This is a genomic window from Rhodococcus sp. Ni2, assembly GCF_021352185.1.
GTDB lineage: Bacteria > Actinomycetota > Actinomycetes > Mycobacteriales > Mycobacteriaceae > Rhodococcus_F > Rhodococcus_F qingshengii.
Genome location: NZ_WOXZ01000002.1, coordinates 2,509,872 through 2,529,057, shown reverse-complemented (window position 1 = coordinate 2,529,057; position 19,186 = coordinate 2,509,872). Strand labels below are relative to the sequence as shown.

The window sequence follows — 19,186 nt, the reverse complement described above, 5'->3', positions numbered from 1 at the left end:
TGGTGTCGCCGGCGGGGCGGTCAGGAGCCGACGGCTGCGAGTTCGGCTTCGACTGCGGCTTCGAGGCGATCGCGCACCTCGGGAACAGCGATCTTGTTGATGATTTCGTGGAAGAACCCACGTACGACCAGACGACGAGCCTGATCCTCCGGGATACCACGAGCACGCAGGTAGAACAGCTGCTCGTCGTCGAAACGTCCCGTTGCACTTGCGTGGCCGGCCCCGACGATCTCACCGGTTTCGATTTCGAGGTTCGGAACCGAGTCGGCGCGGGCGCCGTCGGTCAGCACCAGGTTGCGGTTGAGCTCGAACGTGTCGGTGCCCTCCGCTGCGGCGCGGATGAGAACGTCGCCGATCCACACGGTGTGCGCGTCGGGCTTGCCGGATCCGGGATCGCCCTGAAGCGCACCCTTGTAGACCACGTTGGACTTGCAGTTGGGCTGCGAATGGTCCACCAGCAGACGCTGTTCCAGATGCTGGCCGGCGTCGGCGAAGTACAGGCCGAGCAGTTCGGCGTCGCCGCCCGGTCCGTCGTACTTGACGGTGGCGGACAGGCGCACCAGGTCGCCGCCCAGGCTGATCGAGGTGTATCGAAGCACTGCGTCGCGGTTCAGGCGAGCGTGGTGTGACGTCACATGAACTGCGTCGTCCGCCCAGTCCTGGATGGCCACCACAGTCAGCTGCGCACTGTCACCGAGAACGAATTCGATGTTCTCCGCGAAGGTTCCGCTGCCGCGCTGGTCGATCACGAACGTCGCCTTGGCGAACTGCGCCAGACGAATCTGGGTGTGTCCGTAGGCGACGTTGTCGACTCCGGGGCCGGTCATGGTGACCACAACGGGCTTCTCGACCTCGACCTCGGCACCAACCGAGATGACCGTTGCCGTCTCGAAGCTCGAATACGCCTGCGCTGCAATGCGATCAGCGGGAACGCCGGCTTTGCCCAGACGTGCGTCGTCACGGCCGACGGTCTCGACGGTGATGTCGCTTCCGCCGTCGACCTCGACGGTGACCTGTCCGTTGGCGACGGCGCTGCCGTCGTGCAATCCCCGGAGGCGACGCAGCGGGGTGAACCGCCAGATCTCGTCACGTCCGCCGGGAACCTCGAAAGCATTGACGTCGAACGAGGAGAACTGCTCACCCTTGTTCGTGATGGGTGAGCCTGTGGCTGCACCCTTTACAGGAGCGGTCGGGTTCTCCCCGGCAACAGCTCCGATGACTCCGGTCTCTGGCGTGGTCACTAACCCACAGCCCCTTCCATCTGAAGTTCGATAAGGCGGTTGAGCTCGAGCGCGTACTCCATCGGGAGTTCCTTCGCGATGGGCTCGACGAATCCACGCACGATGGTGGCCATCGCCTCGTCCTCGGTCAGTCCGCGGCTCATCAGGTAGAAGAGCTGATCGTCACTGACCTTCGAAACGGTGGCCTCGTGACCCATGGTGACGTCGTCCTCGCGGATGTCGACGTACGGGTAGGTGTCGCTTCGGCTGATCTGGTCGACCAGCAGAGCGTCACACTTGACGGTCGACTTGGAGCCGTGGGCACCCTTGTTGACCTGCACCAGACCGCGGTACGACGCACGTCCACCACCACGGGCGACAGACTTGCTGATGATGGTCGAGGACGTGTGCGGCGCGAGGTGGAGCATCTTGGCGCCGGTGTCCTGGTGCTGGCCCTCGCCGGAGAACGCAACGGAGAGAACCTCACCGCGGGCGTACTCGCCCATCAGCCACACGGCCGGGTACTTCATGGTGACCTTGGAGCCGATGTTGCCGTCGACCCACTCCATGGATCCGCCGGCCTCGACCTTGGTGCGCTTGGTCACCAGGTTGTAGACGTTGTTGGACCAGTTCTGGATGGTCGTGTAGCGGCAGTGGCCGCCCTTCTTCACGATGATCTCGACGACGGCCGAGTGCAGTGAATCGGACTTGTAGATCGGCGCGGTGCAACCCTCGACATAGTGCACGGAGGCATCTTCGTCGACGATGATCAGGGTGCGCTCGAACTGACCCATGTTCTCGGTGTTGATGCGGAAGTACGCCTGCAACGGGATGTCCACGTGGACTCCCGGCGGAACGTAGATGAACGAGCCACCGGACCACACGGCGGTGTTCAGCGCGGAGAACTTGTTGTCGCCGGCCGGGATGACCGATCCGAAGTACTCCTTGAACAGCTCCGGGTGCTGCTTGAGACCGGTGTCCGTGTCGAGGAAGATGACGCCCTGCTCCTCGAGGTCCTCACGGATCGAGTGGTAGACGACCTCGGACTCGTACTGAGCTGCGACGCCGGCCACGAGGCGCTGCTTCTCCGCCTCGGGGATGCCGAGCTTGTCGTACGTGTTCTTGATGTCCTCGGGCAAATCTTCCCACGACTCGGCCTGCTTCTCGCTGGACCGGACGAAGTACTTGATGTTGTCGAAGTGAATACCTTCGAGGTCGCTGCCCCAGTTCGGCATCGGCTTCTTGTCGAAGGTGCGCAGCGCCTTGAGGCGGATGTCGAGCATCCACTCGGGCTCGCTCTTCTTGGCGGAGATGTCCCGCACGACAGCCTCGGACAACCCGCGCTGCGCGCTGGCTCCGGCTTCGTCGGAATCGGACCAGCCGTAGCCGTAATGACCGAGGGACGCGATGGTCTCTTCCTGCGTGAGCGGCTCGGTGCCTGCTGCCGCAGTGGTAGTCGCCTGGTCTGATGTGACGGTCATGCGAGCTCCTTCCGGAGTCTTGTTTCTTGACGGCTGCTCGGGTTCAGCGAGGGCTGGTCGCTGTGGTCGAGCAGTTCTGACTTTGAAGAACTAGCTGAAAAATCTCTATTCGAACGCTGCACGGTGGCAACGCTCTGTAGAACAATCTGGTCCGGTCATCTACTCCCGGTGGACACGAGGGGCACGTGCGTCGTGCAGGCGCAGTCACCGTTGGCGATGGTCGCCAGACGCTGAACATGAGTCCCGAGCAATTGCCGGAATGCTTGCTGCTCTGCCTCGCACAGTTCCGGAAACTCTTCTGCCACATGGGAAACCGGGCAATGGTGTTGGCAGATCTGCACGCCGTTGCCGACCGGCCGGGTCGACGCTGCGAACCCCACCGCGTTGAAGGCTTCGGCGATTGCGTCCGCTGTCGCCTCGACGTTGTCGACATCTGTCGGATCAGCCGGTTCGACGTCGCCGACGATCGCCTGAACCCGACGCTTGGCGAACTCCTCGATTGCCGCGTCTCCGCCGATTTCACGGAGTTGCCGCATCGCGGCTCCCGCCAGATCGTCGTAGGTGTGGCCGAGGCGGCCGCGGCCGGTCGCGGTGATCTGGAACTGCTTGGCGGGACGACCTCGTCCGCGCTGACGCAGCGACGCCGCCGAAGCGGTACGGGCTTCGCCGGACTCGATCAACGCATCCAAGTGACGTCGGACACCTGCGGCACTCAAACCGAGGCGCGTGCCGATTTCGGAGGCGGTAATGGGGCCTTCTTCGAGTAGCAGCTTGACCACTGCGGCCCGGGTCTGGCCTTCGACGCTCACCGTCACCGGATTTGCGGCAGCACTAGGCGAGGTCGCTACAGTGGGCTGACCTGCAACTTCCTTGCTTCGTGGGTCTGACGCATTTCTTTTCACAACACAAGTGTGACGGAATTCTTTTCGCAGGTCTACTAAGGGCAACCTGCATTACATTCGGGAATATCCGGACAACGTACGTTGTTTGTGCTTGTCTGTCCGGCTGGATGGAGCCGCTACGCTGCCTGGTGTGCCGCAGACCCCCGAGAAGACGACGACCGCCCGATCGGCGCGCGCGATCCTGCTGGAAAAACCCAAGGCACTCGCGCTTTCCACAATCGGCGTTCGACCTTTCGGATCCGCTCCCCGGCAGAGTATGGCCGCGGTGCTGCACGGCGACGAGGACGAGCGCCCTGGCCTGAACGCGAAGGAAACCGCACAAATGCGAGGGATTCGCCGATTCGGCGCAACCGGCGCGGTCTTGATGGCAGTCGGAGCGCTCGGCGCCGGCGCACAACCCGTCCTGCAGAATCCGACCGCAGGACTTCGAGTCCTCAGCCTTCCCGGACGTATGCCGACGGTCTCACTCACCATGACGATGACCGGAACCGTGCTCGTCGTTCTGGCCTGGCTGATGATGGGCCGATTTGCAGTCGGGGACATACGCAGCCGTTCCGGCGCACCGCGGCGCATGACCCGTTCCCAGTTGGACCGCACACTCCTGCTGTGGATCCTGCCGCTCTCGGTCGCACCGCCGATGTTCAGCCGCGACGTCTACTCGTATCTGGCTCAAAGCGAAATCGCGGCCCGTGGACTCGATCCGTACGCCATCGGCCCCAAGGCGGCACTGGGCGTCGACCACGTTCTCACCCGCACGGTTCCGACGATCTGGCGCGACACCCCGGCTCCGTACGGACCGTTCTTCCTGTGGCTGGGACGCGGGATCAGCTCACTGACCGGCGACAACATCGTGGCCGGAATCTTCTTGCACCGCTTGCTCGCATTGGCCGGCGTCGCGCTCATCGTGTGGGCGATACCGCGACTGGCCAAGCGATGCGGTGTCTCTGCCGTCAGTTCGCTCTGGCTCGGTGCCGCGAACCCGCTGTTGCTCTTCCACTTGGTGGCCGGCATCCACAACGAAGCACTCATGCTCGGGTTGATGCTCGCCGGAATCGAGATCGCTCTTCGCGCAGTCGAAGGGTCCGGGCCCATCCGTGGGCGAGCGCTGTTCTATCTCGTTGCGGGATCAGGTTTGATCGCCTTGTCGTCGACCGTCAAAATTCCGTCCTTGCTTGCACTGGGATTTGTCGGCATGGCTTTGGCCCGGCGTTGGGGTGGAACCTGGAAAGCCCTGGCGGGAGCCGCGATTCTCCTGGGCATCGTTGCCGCTGTCGTCACGTTTGTCATCAGCGTGGCCAGTGGGCTCGGTATGGGTTGGATCAACACCCTCGACACCGCCACGGCAGTCCGGAGTTGGATGTCCATCCCGACGCTCCTGGGCGTCGGCACGGGATTGGCAGGCGTACTGCTCGGACTCGGCGATCACACGACGGCGATCCTCACGATCACGCGGCCCATCGCAACTCTCGTCGCCATGCTCGTCACCGCACGGATGATGATCTCGGTCTACATGGGCCGCATCCATCCGGTCGGCGGACTCGGCATCGCGCTCGGCGCGATCGTTCTCCTGTTCCCCGTCGTTCAGCCGTGGTACCTGCTGTGGGCGATCCTTCCGTTGGCGGCGTGGGCCACCGCGCCGATTTTCCGCATCCCTGCCGTCGTCTTCACCTCGATCGTCAGCGTCATGTTGATGTCCAACGGCGCCGAATACCTTCCGTTCATGATCGTGCAGGCCGTCATCGCGACCATCCTCACCGCCGGAACGCTCATTGTCTTCACCCGCAATTCACTCCCCTGGCGTAGCGACAAGCCAGTAGCGGAGATCACGAAAGGCGGACCGGTAGACGAAGACAACTCGGCGGGGGCTTACGCTGATTCCCCGTGACCTCGAGAGCCTCCAGATCGTCGACGCCGGCGGTACAGATCCAGGGTGTCGTCAAGTCCTTCGACGGTGTTCGAGCCGTCGACGGTATCGATCTCACTGTCGAGACGGCCCAGGTCGTTGCCCTGCTCGGCCCCAACGGAGCCGGTAAGACGACCACCGTCGAAATGTGCGAAGGTTTTGTCACCCCCGATGCCGGCACGGTTCGAGTGCTCGGTCTCGACCCCATCGCCGACTCCGGTGAAGTCCGCTCGCGAATCGGCGTCATGCTGCAGGGCGGCGGCGCGTACCCCGGGTCCAAGGCCGGGGAAATGCTCGACCTCGTGGCCGCATACTCGGCCGACCCGCTCGATCCCGCCTGGCTCCTTTCCAAACTCGGCCTCACCGATGCGCGCAAGACCCCGTACCGCCGCCTCTCCGGAGGCCAGCAGCAACGACTGTCACTGGCGTGCGCGCTGGTCGGCCGTCCCGAATTGGTATTTCTGGACGAACCCACCGCCGGCCTCGACGCTCAGGCACGTCTACTCGTGTGGGAACTCATCGACGCTCTGCGACGCGACGGCGTGAGCGTCCTGCTCACCACACACCTCATGGACGAGGCCGAAGCGCTCGCCGACGAACTGGTCATCATCGACCACGGCAAGATCGTCGCGTCGGGAACGCCGGCGGAGGTCACCAGCAAGGGCGCCGAAGGACAACTCCGTCTGACGACGGTTCCCGGTTTGAGCCTCGATTCGCTGGCCGGTTCACTCGCCGGGTTCCGCATCGAGGAATCCAACCCCGGCACCTACGTCGTCGAAGGTGCAATCGATCCGGCAACCGTGGCGACTGTCGCAACGTGGTGTGCCGATCAGGACGTGCTGATCAACGACATTCGCGTCGATCAACGGAGTCTGGAAGACGTCTTCCTCGAATTGACGGGCCGGGAACTGAGGGGATGACGGAGATCAAGGTCATGAACGAAACAGCGTCGAACGGCCAGAGCAGTCCCATCAGCGTTGCCAGAGACCGACGGCTCGCCGAGAACCGCTTCGAGCCAGGCACCTTCTCGCCGGATCCCCGCCCCAATTCGGCGGCCAAGATGCTGGCGGCGCAGACCAAACTGGAGCTGACTCTTCTGCTCCGCAACGGTGAGCAATTGCTGCTCACCATGTTCATCCCGATCACCCTGCTCATCGGACTGTGTCTACTTCCGATCGGCGATTTGGGCGATTCTCGGGTCGATACCGTGCTCCCTGGTGTCATGATGGTTGCCGTGATGTCGACGGCGTTCACCGGACAGGCCATCGCCGTCGGATTCGACCGCCGATACGGCGCGCTCAAGCGACTCGGTGCAACGCCGCTACCGCGGTGGGGAATCATCGCAGGCAAGAGCGCTGCCGTCATCATCGTCGTGGCTCTGCAGTCACTCTTGCTCGGCGCTATCGGTTTGGCGTTGGGATGGCGTCCGTCATTCGTCGAACTTGTACTCGGCGCAGTGGTCATTGCCATCGGTACTGTCACATTTGCAGCGCTTGGCCTACTGCTCGGCGGTACTTTGCGAGCAGAGATCGTTCTCGCTCTCGCCAACATCCTGTGGTTCATCATGGTGGGCATCGGCAGTGTGGTCTTCGCCAGCGGCGAACTCCCGACCGCCGTCCACACGCTGGTCCGCATTGTTCCGTCCGGCGCTCTCGCACACGCACTCGAAGCGGCCCTCGACACCTCGATGGACTGGTTCTCGATTCTCGTACTACTCATCTGGGCCGCAGTGGCCGGAGTCTGCGCAGCAAGGTGGTTCAAGTTCACGTGAGTACACGACGGACAGCTCAGATCGTCGGCTGTGTGGCCGCAACAGTCATGTTGTGTGCCGGACCCGCAACGGCGACCCCTTCGGTGTCCGGTCCACTCGCACCTGCAAATCCGTACCTCGGTCCCGTCGGTACTTCCACCATGCACGGTGACGCGGGCTCGTCCGACGTCACTCCGCTGCCCGGTCCAGGAACCGGCCCCCACGAGGTGACTGCTTTCCCGATGATGGCCGCCTGCCCGACGGTCCTCCAGGGTTCCGACGGCATGGTCGTCTCGCTCTGCACGACGATGATCGGCCAGATCCCGACCATCCATTTGATCGATCCGAAGGCCGACGCCACGCCGTTGGGTAGATCCGTAGCACAACTGCCGCTCGCGAAGGGCAGTCTGCTCGGCGGCGTCTACGCCTACCTCGACAACGAGAACCGTCTCGTAGCCGTTGACGGAAACCGTCAACTGGTCCGCATTTCCCATGCGCAGAATCCGGACGGCAGTTGGCGGCTGGAACTCGCGGATGTAGTCGATCTCAGTGGTGCGGTTGCCGCCGATGACAACGTCACCGGCCTCGCTCCGGACTGGGAAGGCAATGTCTGGTTCGCCACCGGGCACGGCACCGTCGGGTATGTCGGCGCGGATCGAATCGCGCACAGCATTGCGCTCCCCGAAGGTGAACAGGTGCAGAACAGCATCTCCACCTCCCCGACGGGCACTGCCGTCGCAACGACCCACGCGCTCTACCAACTGAAGCGAAATGGCGACGAGGTCGTCATCGACTGGCGTCAGCCGTACGACCGCGGGCCGGCCCGTAATCCGGGTCAGCTCAGCTGGGGAACCGGATCGACGCCGACATACTTCGGCCCGTCGACGGGCAGCGATTTCTTGACCATCGTCGACAACGCCCACCCGACAGTAAGCTTGCATGTCTATCGTGCTGACACGGGCGCCGAGGTGTGCACGCAGCCGGTGTTGTCCGCTGCCAGCCAGGACGGCTCACCGAGCGGCAGCGAGAACTCCCCCGTCGGCATCGGTCATTCCGTCTACGTCGCCGGCACTTACGGATACCCGTACCCCACGACTCCTGAAGGTGCCGGTCCAGCGGTCCCCGCCACGGCACCCTTCAACGGCGGAATGACCCGCGTCGACATCGATCCGGTCGGCTGCCATGTCGTGTGGGACAACACGATTCGTAGCTCCGCGGTACCCCACCTCTCGACGGCTGACGGCTCGATTTACACGGTGACACGGGACGGTGCTCCGAACACCTCTCCGCTGGACGGTTACTCCTTCGCGGTGATCGACTCGAAGGACGGGTCGCAGATCGGTTCGACTCCCCTGCCGTCGACCATCCTCAACGACACCCTTCAGATGTCGGCACTCATCACCGAGTCGGGCGAGTACTTCCAGGGAACGATCTCGGGAATCGTGCGAGTTCGCGCGAACTGACGCGAGCTGGCCCCAACGACGCGGGGCAAGCGCGGAGCGAGCTGGCCCCAACGACGCGGGGCAGGCGCGGAGCGAGCTGGCCCCAACGACGCGGGGCAGGCGCGGAGCGAGCTGGCCCCAACGACGCGGGGCAGGCGCGGAGCGAGCTGGCCCCAACGACGCGGGGCAGGCGCGGAGCGAGCTGGCCCCAACGACACTGTGTAGTTGATGGGGAACTACGATCGTTGGCGTGGTGAATCGTGTGTATGCCGGATAACCGCATGTAGTTGTACGTTCCACTGCACAATAGCAGTCGGTTTTGGGGTCTTCTCGCAACGGCAACCAGCCAATTCGGTCAATCAAATTTTCATTTTCACGCAGTGCATGCACACCACGCACTGCGTGGAAGTCTGAATTTGACGTCTTTCCATACCCACAAAAAATGTGCGGTTGATCTGACCTCTGCGTGTCGTGTCTGACCTGCACTGACAGCACAATCTACGGTTAGCGCATGCAATCGGTTCTGGCTCAAGCTCAGGCTTCACAAGTCATCGTCAAAGCGGCGTCACCTTGGATCACCCTCGGCGCTGCTGCGCTGGCTGCCGTGATCGCGGGCCTGATCGCGTGTGTCGGCTGGTATGTCGTCCATCGGACAAGCAGAAGCAGAGACTTGCTCAACTGGCGCAGAACAGCGCTTTTACAGGCAGCCACTTCGCTCATTGATGCTTCAAATCATCGAAACGAAATACTTCACACCAAAGATGCTCTGAGATCAGAACTTCGCACACAGTATTACCGAATGCAAGTACCGTATGACCAAATTCGGATATGCGGGTCAGAAGACGTATTTTCACTGGCTACTCGCGTGATGAAACTTCACCATGAAAGCGAAGAGCAGATAACGGCATACCCCACCAGGTGGCTTACAGAGGAACCCATGTCTCGACACACAAAAGTAGGAGATGCTCAAGAATACGCTGGCCTGGACAGCAAGCAGCTATACGCCTACCACCACAGCTTGATCAGCGAAGTCCAGGTTGATCTTAAGCTAGTTTCGAGAAAAGATGCTTTGAAATTCCCGTGGCCAGAAGATGCAAAGAAAGATAAGAACAGAAAAGCGGTTGTCCAGTGAGTTCAGGCGCGCCCTGGTGGGCATTCATCGTTACCGCTGTCGCGTCACTTGGATCAGCCCTGTTCAGTTGGCTGATGACACATCGTTCAGCCGGTAAGCGAGACCTGAAGAACTGGCAGCGAGCAATGATCACCGAAACGGTTTCCGATTTTATTGAGCTTTCCGACGAACGGTTCGATCTGATAATTCCGTACCTCCACACTAGACCAAACGAACCTTGGTGGGGAGACGAAGTTGGAGAAAAACTATTGTCCCACCTTCTACGAATGAAAAGAACGAATCATAAAATCCTGATGTGTGCAAGCGGAACAGACATTGAAACCGAAGCTCTGAAAATATTGACCGCGCACACAAGTAGCTATTGGGGCGAAATGATGCTCAATCTGCTTACGCTGCACCACACCGATTCGGACCGTGAAAGGTATAGAAACGCTGCCAGAATGAAGGAATTTGATTTAGCAAATGCTAACAACCAACTACTACGCGCCGCCCAGAAAGAGCTGGGACAAACACAATCGCCTGCAATGAATCGTGAAGGTGCCAAAGTAACGTACGGGGACACTCCGGAAACGAAATCAACAGGCAAGGATGAAAGCGAATGAGTACAGGCGCGCCCTGGTGGGCATTCATCGTTACCGCTGCAATCGCGATTTTAGGGTGGTTTCTAGTTAATGCACTCAACACAAAAAGAGAAATAAGGAACTGGAAACGAAGCGAACTACTGAAAATCAGCAGTCAACTGATTACATTGTCCAGCAGACGCAATCGGTTATTGTTGGACCAGATTTCAACAATGGAATCTAACGACGCAGTGTTTAGATCGCATTTCCAGCAAGCTTTTACGGATCTACTAGAAATGCAGAGCGTACTCGATCAATTCGAATTACTGAAGGAACAAGATTTGCATGATCGAGCGAAAGAGATTGTGCAACTTCACATTGACGCTGACAAGGAATCTGACCAACAGGACACACGTGACGAATATATGGTCGTCAGACAAGCAATTGTCGACACCGACAGCCTTGCCGCTAGCCACAAGGTCTTTATTCAGACTTTCCATAGGACAACCCGACCAGTAAGAATGCTGAGATAGTGATATAATAGAGGGGTTCCACACTCCTCCTAGAGTGTTTATTTTGTACCGGGTAAGAATAAGGGCCACAAGCATTCAGCTTGTGGCCCTTTTCGTTTATCTAGCGATCTTTTTAATCGTCGTTGCATACAGCTCTAAATACAGCTCGTAGCAGTCATTCTGACCGTTCAAGTCGATACGGGTGCCAATGTTGCTGATGTTGAACACTTCTGGGTAGAAGTCTCCGTCTATGAACCGTTGATAATAACGCTGCTTTCCGTCTTTGCTTCTCAAGTTTCCAGCCTGTTGACCTAGATCGAACTGACCTGTTGGAATTTCGAGCTTGACGAACTTTTTGTTGACATGAACAAACTGTTTGCAGGCCATGACCGTAGGAAGCTCTCAGATTAATTGGAATCTCCGTCACATACAGATTGGCCCGACAGCCAATTTCATTAACCAGAGAGAGGATTACGTGCCAAAACAGGACTGCACAGCGACGGCAGACGGATAGGTCCGTCTGCCGTCAGCAGGAGCTACCCGAACGCTCGTTTGACCTGCGTTTCTACGTCATCGGTCGTAGTTTGCACGTAGAAGGTCAACGATGTCTGCACACTATGGTGCCGAAGCTGTCTACGCAGAATCTCCGGTGAACAACCGTTGTTGACCAGCTCGGTTGCGAACTTGTGCCGTAGTGCATGCGGAGTGACTTCTATTTCTGCGTTACGTCCTACTCGTTGCAGACCCAGGTACACAGTATTTCGGGTGACCTTCGGATTCCACTGCGCGTACTCCGCTGCAAACCACTCAGGAACTACGACCGGACCGGACGATTTGGCTGAACTGAGTGTTCCGTTGGGTAGCATTTGCCTATCTACCAGCATGACATTTCCCGAAATACGTTGCTTCACAACAGATTCGCCCAAGCGAAGTCCCGCATAGAGCATCGAGAAACCGTACATTTTGTATCGTGACGATTCGATTGCCTGGTGAATGGTCGTCAGCGGAGCAAGTGTGTAGATCCTTGGTTGACCCTTGGACACTTTGAGCTGTACACCGAGCATCGAACGCAGTGCAATCGCATGCTTGTTGCGTGTGGATTGGTTCAGCACGGTTTGCAGGCGGTTGTGCAGGAAGCCCACCGTTGCCTGTTCGATCGGCACCTCACACAGGTCGAGGCATCGCAGAGTGCTCAGATAGTGATAGACGGTTGATGCCTTCACCTGCTTGTTGGCAAGGTTCTGCTGGGCAACGTCGAGAATCGTTGTAGTTGACACTTCCACTCCTCACATCGGAGCAGTCACCCGGCAAGCCCCCAACGACACTGTGTAGTTGATGGGGAACTACGATCGTTGGCGTGGTGAATCGTGTGTATGCCGGATTTTTACGCTTGGTGGATCGACTACCTCTCCCCTCGCTGAAAACGCAGAAGATCATCGCGTTCATCGTGATCCTGACGCAGGGCGGCATCGCTGTCACCGGCGCGGTGGTGCGCGTGACGGACTCGGGACTCGGTTGCCCGACGTGGCCGCAGTGCTTCCCCGGTAGCTTCGTCCCGGTCGGCCACGGACAGGTCGCGGTGATTCACCAAGCCGTCGAGTTCGGCAACCGCCTGCTGACCTTCCTGGTCGTCATCGTCGCCGCTGCGATCGTGCTTGCGGTGACTCGCGCTCGCCGACGCAAAGAGGTGCTTGTCTACGCCTGGATGATGCCGCTCGGCACTGTCGTTCAGGCAGTGATCGGCGGTATCACCGTCCTCACAGGCTTGCTGTGGTGGACGGTCGCCATTCACCTGGTTGCGTCGATGCTGATGGTCTGGGTTGCCACGGTGATGTACGCGAAGATCGCGGAACCCGACGAAGCAACAACTCTGGTCGTGATGCCGAAGCCGTTGCGCTGGCTTACCGCGCTGTCAGGTGTCGCGCTCGCCGGCGTTTTGGTCGCTGGAACTCTCGTAACGGGCGCAGGCCCGCACGCCGGCGACAAGGGACTGGACCGGACGGTGCCTCGCCTGGAGATCGAGATCGTGACGCTCGTCCATCTGCACTCACAGCTTCTGGTCGGATATCTCGCGCTGGTCGTGGGTCTGACCTTCGGCCTGTATGCGGTCGGGACATCCGCAGCCGTGAAGATCCGCCTGAAGGTCCTGCTGGGACTGATCCTCGCGCAGTCGCTCATCGGTGTCGTGCAGTACTTCACCGATGTGCCGGAAGTTCTGGTGATCATGCACGTCGCCGGTGCAGGACTGTGCACGGCTGCGACCGCAGCAGTTTGGGCTGCGGGTAAGACCCGCCAGTACACGCCGACCAATTCGCCGATACCAGCTGTCTGACGCTTCAAGACACGTGTGGGGCGTAGGAACACCAAAAGGTGTTCCTACGCCCCACACGTCCATTTCAGGATTCGTTGCGAGCTTTCGGGAACCGAGTCTGGTTGGCGACCCAACCGGCCATCTTCTTGAAATGGCCTTCCTGCGGGGTGACGATGCTCGTCAGTTCGCGCTCCCACTCGGCGACGGTGACGTTGTCGAAGGACGCGACGACCGCGTTTGCCGTGGCGAGGTCCTCGACGACCTGATCACCGAGGATGCCGTCGGCACCTACGAGGGTGATGCGAACGCCGGCCAGGCCGACCGGCTGGATGACGGCGCTGGCGGAGCCGCCGTGCTCGGCGACGAACTTGGTGATGGCGTTCACCGTGGACTTCGGCAGTTCCGGCGCGGACGGGGTGGCGTCCGACTTCTCGGTATCGGTGCTCATGACTCGACAATACTGGTCGGTAGCCCGGAAGCGACACCAGGCATGGACTGAGCGTCGGCCGCCTCGGGTGTAGAACAGAAACCATGCGAGCCATCTACGTGACCGAGACCGGCGGACCAGAGGTTCTGACTCTGACCGAACAACCCGAACCGACACCAGGCCCAGGCGATCTACTCGTCAAGACCGAAACGATCGGCATCAATTTCATCGACACGTACTTCCGAATGGGCCAGTACAAGCGTCCGCTCCCCTACATTCCCGGCGACGAGGGCAGCGGTGTTGTCGAAGCTGTCGGCTCCGACGTCTCCGAATTCTCCGTGGGCGACCGGGTCGCGTGGGCCGCTGCCACTGGCAGCTATGCCGAGAAGGTGGCTGTTCCCGCCGCAGTCGCAGTGAAAGTGCCTGACGGTGTCCCGGCATCGGCCGCAGCGTCGGCGCTCCTGCAGGGGATGACGGCGCACTACCTCGCGAAGTCGACGTATCCGATTCAGAGCGGCGACACCGTGCTCGTGCACGCAGGCGCGGGCGGCGTCGGGTTGATCCTGACGCAGATGGCCGTCAGCCTCGGGGCGAAGGTCATCACGACTGTGTCATCGGATGCAAAGGAAGAACTCTCGCGTGGCGCGGGCGCCGCGGAGGTCCTGCGGTACGACGAGGACATCGTAGCGCGAGTCCGGGAGTTGACCGGCGGCGAAGGAGTAGCGGCGGCATACGACGGCGTCGGTGCGACAACTTTTGATTCGAGCTTGGCTTCCGTGCGCATCCGCGGCACGGTCGCTTTGTTCGGTGCGGCCAGTGGACCGGTTCCGCCTGTCGACCCGCAGCGGCTCAATTCGTCGGGTTCGCTGTTCCTGACGCGTCCGACGCTCGCGCATCACATTCGCACTCGAGAGGAACTGACCTGGCGTGCCGGCGATGTCTTCGACGCCATTGCAGCCGGGAAACTCGATATTCGCGTCGGCGCCGAGTATCCCCTCGCCGACGCGGCAACAGCCCATCGGGATCTGGAAGGTAGAGCAACGACCGGGTCGATCGTTCTGATTCCCTAGCGAAGTGCTGTGCGCCTTTATTAACCGCCCGCGGTTAATAAAGGCGCACAGCAGAATCAGCTCAGCATGTCGCTGATCGTCTGCAGTCCGAGAACCGAGTCGACGGCGAGGCCGACGAACACGATCGCAAGATAGTTGTTGGACTGCAGGAACAGGCGGAGCGGTTTGACCTGAGCACCACCGCGAACGCTGCGGTACAGCTGATGTGCCATGAGCAGGAACCACGCACCGGCGACGATGGTGATTGCGGCGTAGATGACGCCCGACGCGGGGACGAGGACAAGCGTCGTGACGACCATTGCCCAGCTGTAGAACAGAATCTGCTTGGTGACGTGCTCTTCGGTGGCGATCACCGGAAGCATGGGAACACCGGCAGCTTTGTAGTCCTCTTTGTATCGCATCGCCAGCGCCCAGGTGTGCGGCGGCGTCCAGAAGAAGATGATCAGGAACAGCACGACGGGCTGCCAGCTCAGCGACCCGGTGACAGCGGCCCAGCCCACGAGGACGGGCATACATCCGGCTGCGCCACCCCAGATGACGTTCTGCCAGGTACGACGCTTGAGAACCATCGTGTAGATGAGGACGTAGAACGCGATCGTGATCACGACGAGGATGCCGGCTAGGAGGTTGGCTCGCCACCACAGCCACAGGAACGACGCGAGTCCGAGAAGGAGCCCGAAGACGAGCGCGTTGCGCGTCGGCACCGCCTCGCGGGCCAGCGGACGCTTCGCCGTGCGCTTCATGACCTTGTCGATGTCGGCGTCGACGACGCAGTTGAGCGAGTTCGCACTCGCCGCGCCCATCCAGCCACCGAAGAGGGTGCTGAGGATCAGAACGATGTCGACTGTTCCGCGATCGGCCAGCAGCATTGCCGGAATGGTTGCCACCAACAGCAATTCGATCACTCGCGGCTTCGTGAGCGCGATATAAGCCAGAACCTTGCCCGTTGCGCGACCCCACACCGTATCGGTATTGGTCGCCCGCGGGGCGGCACCTGGGCTGCCGAAGCCATGTCCGCTCGGCTGTTGCCCTGTCCGCACGTTCTCTCCTTGCACCACGCGTTACCGCACTAACTCTTCACGACACACTGCTGACACTGTTCTCTACTACGAACGATGGTAGACCGCAGCCATTGAGGAACCGAATCGACCCGGACAGCCAGGACCATTAGGCTGGGTTACGCAGTGGAGGGACACCCCACCCTCGCAATCCACGTACACCATGTCAGGAGACATCTGCCAGTGTCGATCACAGACGAGATCCACGTCCTCACGCAACCCGTCCACCCCTCGGACTGGACCGACCTGGACACCAAGGCTGTCGATACCGCCCGCGTGCTCGCCGCCGACGCGGTTCAGAAGGTCGGCAACGGCCATCCCGGAACTGCAATGAGCTTGGCGCCGTTGGCATACACCCTCTTCCAGCGCGTCATGCGCCACGATCCTTCGGATGCAGAATGGGTCGGCCGTGACCGCTTCGTTCTCTCCTGTGGCCATTCATCCTTGACGCTGTACACCCAGCTCTACCTGTCGGGCTACGGCCTCGAGCTCGCTGACCTCGAAGCTCTCCGCACGTGGGGCGCACTGACCCCCGGCCACCCCGAGGTCGGCCACACCGTCGGCGTCGAGATGACCACCGGTCCGCTGGGCCAGGGCCTTGCGTCCGCAGTCGGTATGGCGATGGCCGCGCGTCGTGAGCGTGGGCTGTTCGATCCGGAGACCCCGGTCGGCTCCTCCCCCTTCGACCATCACATCTACGTGATCGCGTCCGACGGTGACATCGAAGAAGGCGTCACGTCCGAGGCCTCGTCCCTCGCCGGTGTCCAGGAACTGGGCAACCTCATCGTCTTCTACGACGACAACAAGATCTCCATCGAGCACGACACCACCATCGCTCTCGGCGAAGACGTCGGAAAGCGATACGAGGCGTACGGCTGGCACGTTCAGCACGTCGAAGGTGGCGAGAACGTCTCCGGCATCCTCGACGCGGTTGCCGCGGCCAAGGCCGTCGTCGATCGTCCGTCCATCATCTTGCTCCGCACCATCATCGGTTTTCCGGCTCCGAAGAAGATGAACACCGGCGACGTCCACGGCTCCGCTCTCGGTGCCGACGAAGTTGCAGCGGTCAAGGAAGCCCTCGGCTTCGATCCGGCCAAGTCCTTCGACGTCGACGCCGACGCTCTGGCTCACGCCCGTGAGGTCGTCTCCCGCGGCGCCGACGCACGCAAGGCATGGCAGGTCGAGTTCGACGCGTGGGCTGCACGTGAGACCGAGCGCAAGGAACTCTTCGACCGCCTGTTCGCCGGTGAGTTCCCCGCCGGCTGGGCCGACGCTCTCCCGACCTACGAGGCCGACGCCAAGGGCGTTGCGACTCGCAAGGCCTCCGGTTCGGCACTCAACGCGCTCGGACCGATCCTGCCCGAGCTGTGGGGCGGCTCCGCCGACCTCGCCGGCAGCAACAACACCACCATCAAGGGCGCAGATTCGTTCGGCCCGTTCTCCATCTCCACAAACGACTGGAATGCGCAGCCTTACGGCCGCACGCTCCACTTCGGCATCCGCGAGCACGCGATGGGCTCGATCCTCAACGGCATCGCGCTTCACGGCCCGACCCGCCCGTACGGCGGAACCTTCATGGTCTTCTCCGACTACATGCGTCCGGCGGTTCGCCTGGCCGCACTGATGAAGACTGCCGTCACCTACGTCTGGACCCACGACTCCATCGGTCTCGGCGAAGACGGCCCGACTCACCAGCCGGTCGAGCACCTCGCTGCTCTTCGTGCGATCCCGAACCTCGCCGTCGTCCGCCCGGGTGACGCCAACGAGACCTCTTTCGCATGGCAGGCAGCACTCGAGAACAAGACGGGCCCGACGGCTCTGGCACTCACTCGCCAGGACATCCCGGTTCTCGAAGGCACCAAGGAGAAGGCTGCCGAGGGCGTCAAGCGCGGCGCTTACGTCCTCGTCGACGCAGCCAACGGTTCGCCCGAGGTCATCTTGCTGGCGACCGGTTCCGAACTGCATCTGGCCACCGAGGCTCGCGAAACCCTCGAAGCTCAGGGCGTCGCAACCCGCGTCGTTTCCGTGCCGTGCCTCGATTGGTTCCTCGAGCAGGATCAGGCGTACCGCGACGAGGTCATTCCGCCCGCCGTGCGCGCGCGTGTGTCCGTCGAAGCCGGCATCGCGATGCCGTGGTGGCGCATCCTCGGCGACGCCGGTCAGGCCGTCTCGCTCGAGCACTACGGCGCTTCCGCCGATTACAAGACCTTGTTCCGGGAGTTCGGCATCACTGCCGACGCGACTGTCGAAGCCGCGCAGCGCTCCCTCGCAGCTGTGAAGGGATGATCTCGATGACACAGAACGTGAATACCGAAAAGCTCTCCGCTGCAGGCGTTTCCATCTGGCTCGACGACCTCTCGCGGGATCGCATCCAGTCCGGCAACCTGCAGAACCTCATCGACACGAAGTCGATCGTGGGTGTCACGACCAACCCGTCGATCTTCCAGGCGGCACTGTCCAAGGGATCGGCGTACGACGCTCAGGTCCGTGAGCTCGCACAGCGCGGCGCCGATGTCGACGCCACCATCACCGCGGTGACCACCGACGACGTGCGTGCTGCGTGCGACATCCTGGCTCCGCAGTTCGAGGCGTCGAACGGCGTCGACGGCCGCGTGTCCATCGAAGTCGATCCTCGCCTGGCACACGATACCGACGCCACCGTCGCGCAGGCGATCGAGCTGCACAAGATCGTCGATCGTCCGAACGTCCTGATCAAGATCCCCGCGACGCTGGCAGGCATTCCCGCCATCGCCAAGGTGATCGGTGAGGGCATCAGCGTCAACGTCACCTTGATCTTCTCGGTCGAGCGCTACGAGGCAGTCATGGGCGCATACCTGGAAGGTCTGGACACCGCCAAGGCTGCCGGCCGCGACATCTCGTCCATCGAGTCGGTCGCCTCGTTCTTCGTCTCCCGCGTGGATTCCGAGATCGACAACCGCCTCACGGCAATCGGCACGCCGGAAGCCCTCGAGCTTCGTGGCAAGGCTGCACTCGCAAACGCGCGTCTGGCGTACAACGCGTACCAGCAGATCTTCGAGGTGCAGCCGCGCTTCCAGGCTCTTCTGTCCGACGGCGCCAAGGCTCAGCGTCCGCTGTGGGCGTCGACCGGCGTGAAGAACCCGGATTACCCCGACACTCTCTACGTCACCGAGTTGGTTGCGCCGAACACGGTCAACACCATGCCGGAGAAGACGCTCGACGCTCTCGCCGACCACGGCGAGATCACCGGCGACACGATCTCGGGCACCGCTCAGGAGTCACAGGCGGTCTTCGATCAGCTCGCTGCAGTCGGCATCGATCTTGCGGACGTGTTCAAGGACCTCGAGACAGAGGGCGTCGACAAGTTCGAGGTGTCCTGGAACGAGTTGCTCGACGCAACCGCCGAGCAGCTCCGCGCAGCAACCCAGAAGAGCTGAGC

17 protein-coding genes are annotated in these 19,186 nt (G+C 61.4%); 11 read left to right on the top strand and 6 right to left on the bottom strand.

What is annotated here, in order from left to right:
• Window positions 1-20: 20 nt before the first annotated feature.
• From sufD to GN300_RS25415, 3 genes are all read right to left on the bottom strand, one after another.
• Entirely contained in the window at window positions 21-1,241 is a 1,221-nt protein-coding gene (gene sufD / locus GN300_RS25425) for a Fe-S cluster assembly protein SufD (protein WP_042919809.1), read from the bottom strand.
• Window positions 1,241-2,701 (bottom strand): Fe-S cluster assembly protein SufB, encoded by a 1,461-nt coding sequence (gene sufB / locus GN300_RS25420; RefSeq protein WP_003944799.1) that lies wholly within the window; start codon window positions 2,699-2,701, stop codon window positions 1,241-1,243. Before sufB ends, sufD begins: the two co-directional genes overlap by 1 nt.
• Before the next feature lie 155 nt (window positions 2,702-2,856).
• A complete protein-coding gene (locus GN300_RS25415; protein WP_076948451.1) occupies window positions 2,857-3,603 on the bottom strand; it encodes a metalloregulator ArsR/SmtB family transcription factor in 747 nt (248 codons plus the stop codon).
• Window positions 3,604-3,733: 130 nt separating this feature from the next.
• On the opposite strand from GN300_RS25415, the gene mptB reads away from it, so the two are divergent.
• The 7 genes from mptB (at window position 3,734) to GN300_RS25380 (ending at window position 10,923) form a co-directional block, all read left to right on the top strand.
• A complete protein-coding gene (gene mptB / locus GN300_RS25410) occupies window positions 3,734-5,488 on the top strand; it encodes a polyprenol phosphomannose-dependent alpha 1,6 mannosyltransferase MptB (protein ID WP_082845786.1) in 1,755 nt (584 codons plus the stop codon).
• On the top strand, window positions 5,485-6,426 hold the full coding sequence (locus GN300_RS25405) for an ABC transporter ATP-binding protein (RefSeq protein WP_007727917.1): 942 nt from the start codon (window positions 5,485-5,487) through the stop codon (window positions 6,424-6,426). The genes mptB and GN300_RS25405 overlap by 4 nt, the downstream gene beginning before the upstream one ends.
• A gap of 14 nt (window positions 6,427-6,440) precedes the next feature.
• A complete protein-coding gene (locus GN300_RS25400; protein ID WP_371684328.1) occupies window positions 6,441-7,277 on the top strand; it encodes an ABC transporter permease in 837 nt (278 codons plus the stop codon).
• A 47-nt stretch (window positions 7,278-7,324) separates the two neighbouring features.
• Window positions 7,325-8,719 carry a hypothetical protein gene (locus GN300_RS25395; protein WP_233405710.1) on the top strand — a complete coding sequence of 465 codons (1,395 nt, stop codon included), beginning with the start codon at window positions 7,325-7,327 and terminating at the stop codon, window positions 8,717-8,719.
• A gap of 490 nt (window positions 8,720-9,209) precedes the next feature.
• A complete protein-coding gene (locus GN300_RS25390; protein WP_156511762.1) occupies window positions 9,210-9,830 on the top strand; it encodes a hypothetical protein in 621 nt (206 codons plus the stop codon).
• Window positions 9,827-10,432: a hypothetical protein gene (locus GN300_RS25385; protein WP_156511763.1), complete on the top strand. Its 606-nt coding sequence runs from the start codon at window positions 9,827-9,829 to the stop codon at window positions 10,430-10,432. The genes GN300_RS25390 and GN300_RS25385 overlap by 4 nt, the downstream gene beginning before the upstream one ends.
• Window positions 10,429-10,923 carry a hypothetical protein gene (locus tag GN300_RS25380; RefSeq protein ID WP_156511764.1) on the top strand — a complete coding sequence of 165 codons (495 nt, stop codon included), beginning with the start codon at window positions 10,429-10,431 and terminating at the stop codon, window positions 10,921-10,923. The genes GN300_RS25385 and GN300_RS25380 overlap by 4 nt, the downstream gene beginning before the upstream one ends.
• A 515-nt stretch (window positions 10,924-11,438) precedes the next feature.
• Here GN300_RS25380 and GN300_RS29915 read toward each other — a convergent pair.
• The gene (locus tag GN300_RS29915; RefSeq protein ID WP_143542607.1) at window positions 11,439-12,179 is read right to left on the bottom strand and encodes a site-specific integrase; all 741 of its coding nucleotides are present in this window, start codon (window positions 12,177-12,179) and stop codon (window positions 11,439-11,441) included.
• Window positions 12,180-12,259: 80 nt separating this feature from the next.
• Here GN300_RS29915 and GN300_RS25370 point away from each other — a divergent pair, with 80 nt between their 5' ends.
• Window positions 12,260-13,234 carry a heme A synthase gene (locus GN300_RS25370; RefSeq protein WP_021332987.1) on the top strand — a complete coding sequence of 325 codons (975 nt, stop codon included), beginning with the start codon at window positions 12,260-12,262 and terminating at the stop codon, window positions 13,232-13,234.
• Between the two features lie 64 nt (window positions 13,235-13,298).
• On the opposite strand, the gene GN300_RS25365 is transcribed toward GN300_RS25370, so the two are convergent.
• A complete protein-coding gene (locus tag GN300_RS25365; protein WP_003945032.1) occupies window positions 13,299-13,661 on the bottom strand; it encodes a hypothetical protein in 363 nt (120 codons plus the stop codon).
• Between the two features lie 83 nt (window positions 13,662-13,744).
• Between GN300_RS25365 and GN300_RS25360 the strand changes: the two genes are divergently transcribed.
• Window positions 13,745-14,710: a quinone oxidoreductase gene (locus GN300_RS25360; RefSeq protein WP_063316416.1), complete on the top strand. Its 966-nt coding sequence runs from the start codon at window positions 13,745-13,747 to the stop codon at window positions 14,708-14,710.
• 56 nt (window positions 14,711-14,766) lie between these two features.
• Here GN300_RS25360 and GN300_RS25355 read toward each other — a convergent pair whose 3' ends face one another.
• Window positions 14,767-15,750: a heme o synthase gene (locus GN300_RS25355; RefSeq protein ID WP_003944994.1), complete on the bottom strand. Its 984-nt coding sequence runs from the start codon at window positions 15,748-15,750 to the stop codon at window positions 14,767-14,769.
• A gap of 201 nt (window positions 15,751-15,951) precedes the next feature.
• On the opposite strand from GN300_RS25355, the gene tkt reads away from it, so the two are divergent.
• On the top strand, window positions 15,952-18,054 hold the full coding sequence (gene tkt, locus GN300_RS25350; RefSeq protein WP_003944976.1) for a transketolase: 2,103 nt from the start codon (window positions 15,952-15,954) through the stop codon (window positions 18,052-18,054).
• Between the two features lie 5 nt (window positions 18,055-18,059).
• A complete protein-coding gene (tal, locus tag GN300_RS25345; protein WP_063316718.1) occupies window positions 18,060-19,184 on the top strand; it encodes a transaldolase in 1,125 nt (374 codons plus the stop codon).
• Window positions 19,185-19,186 lie beyond the last annotated feature (2 nt).

Coding starts and splice junctions, on each gene's coding strand:
- sufB (WP_003944799.1), bottom strand. CDS start 2,701: ATGACCGTCACATCAGACCAGGCGACTACCACTGCGGCAGCAGGCACC.
- GN300_RS25400 (WP_371684328.1), top strand. CDS start 6,441: ATGAACGAAACAGCGTCGAACGGCCAGAGCAGTCCCATCAGCGTTGCC.
- GN300_RS25395 (WP_233405710.1), top strand. CDS start 7,325: ATGTTGTGTGCCGGACCCGCAACGGCGACCCCTTCGGTGTCCGGTCCA.
- GN300_RS25390 (WP_156511762.1), top strand. CDS start 9,210: ATGCAATCGGTTCTGGCTCAAGCTCAGGCTTCACAAGTCATCGTCAAA.
- GN300_RS25380 (WP_156511764.1), top strand. CDS start 10,429: ATGAGTACAGGCGCGCCCTGGTGGGCATTCATCGTTACCGCTGCAATC.
- GN300_RS25365 (WP_003945032.1), bottom strand. CDS start 13,661: ATGAGCACCGATACCGAGAAGTCGGACGCCACCCCGTCCGCGCCGGAA.
- GN300_RS25360 (WP_063316416.1), top strand. CDS start 13,745: ATGCGAGCCATCTACGTGACCGAGACCGGCGGACCAGAGGTTCTGACT.
- tal (WP_063316718.1), top strand. CDS start 18,060: ATGACACAGAACGTGAATACCGAAAAGCTCTCCGCTGCAGGCGTTTCC.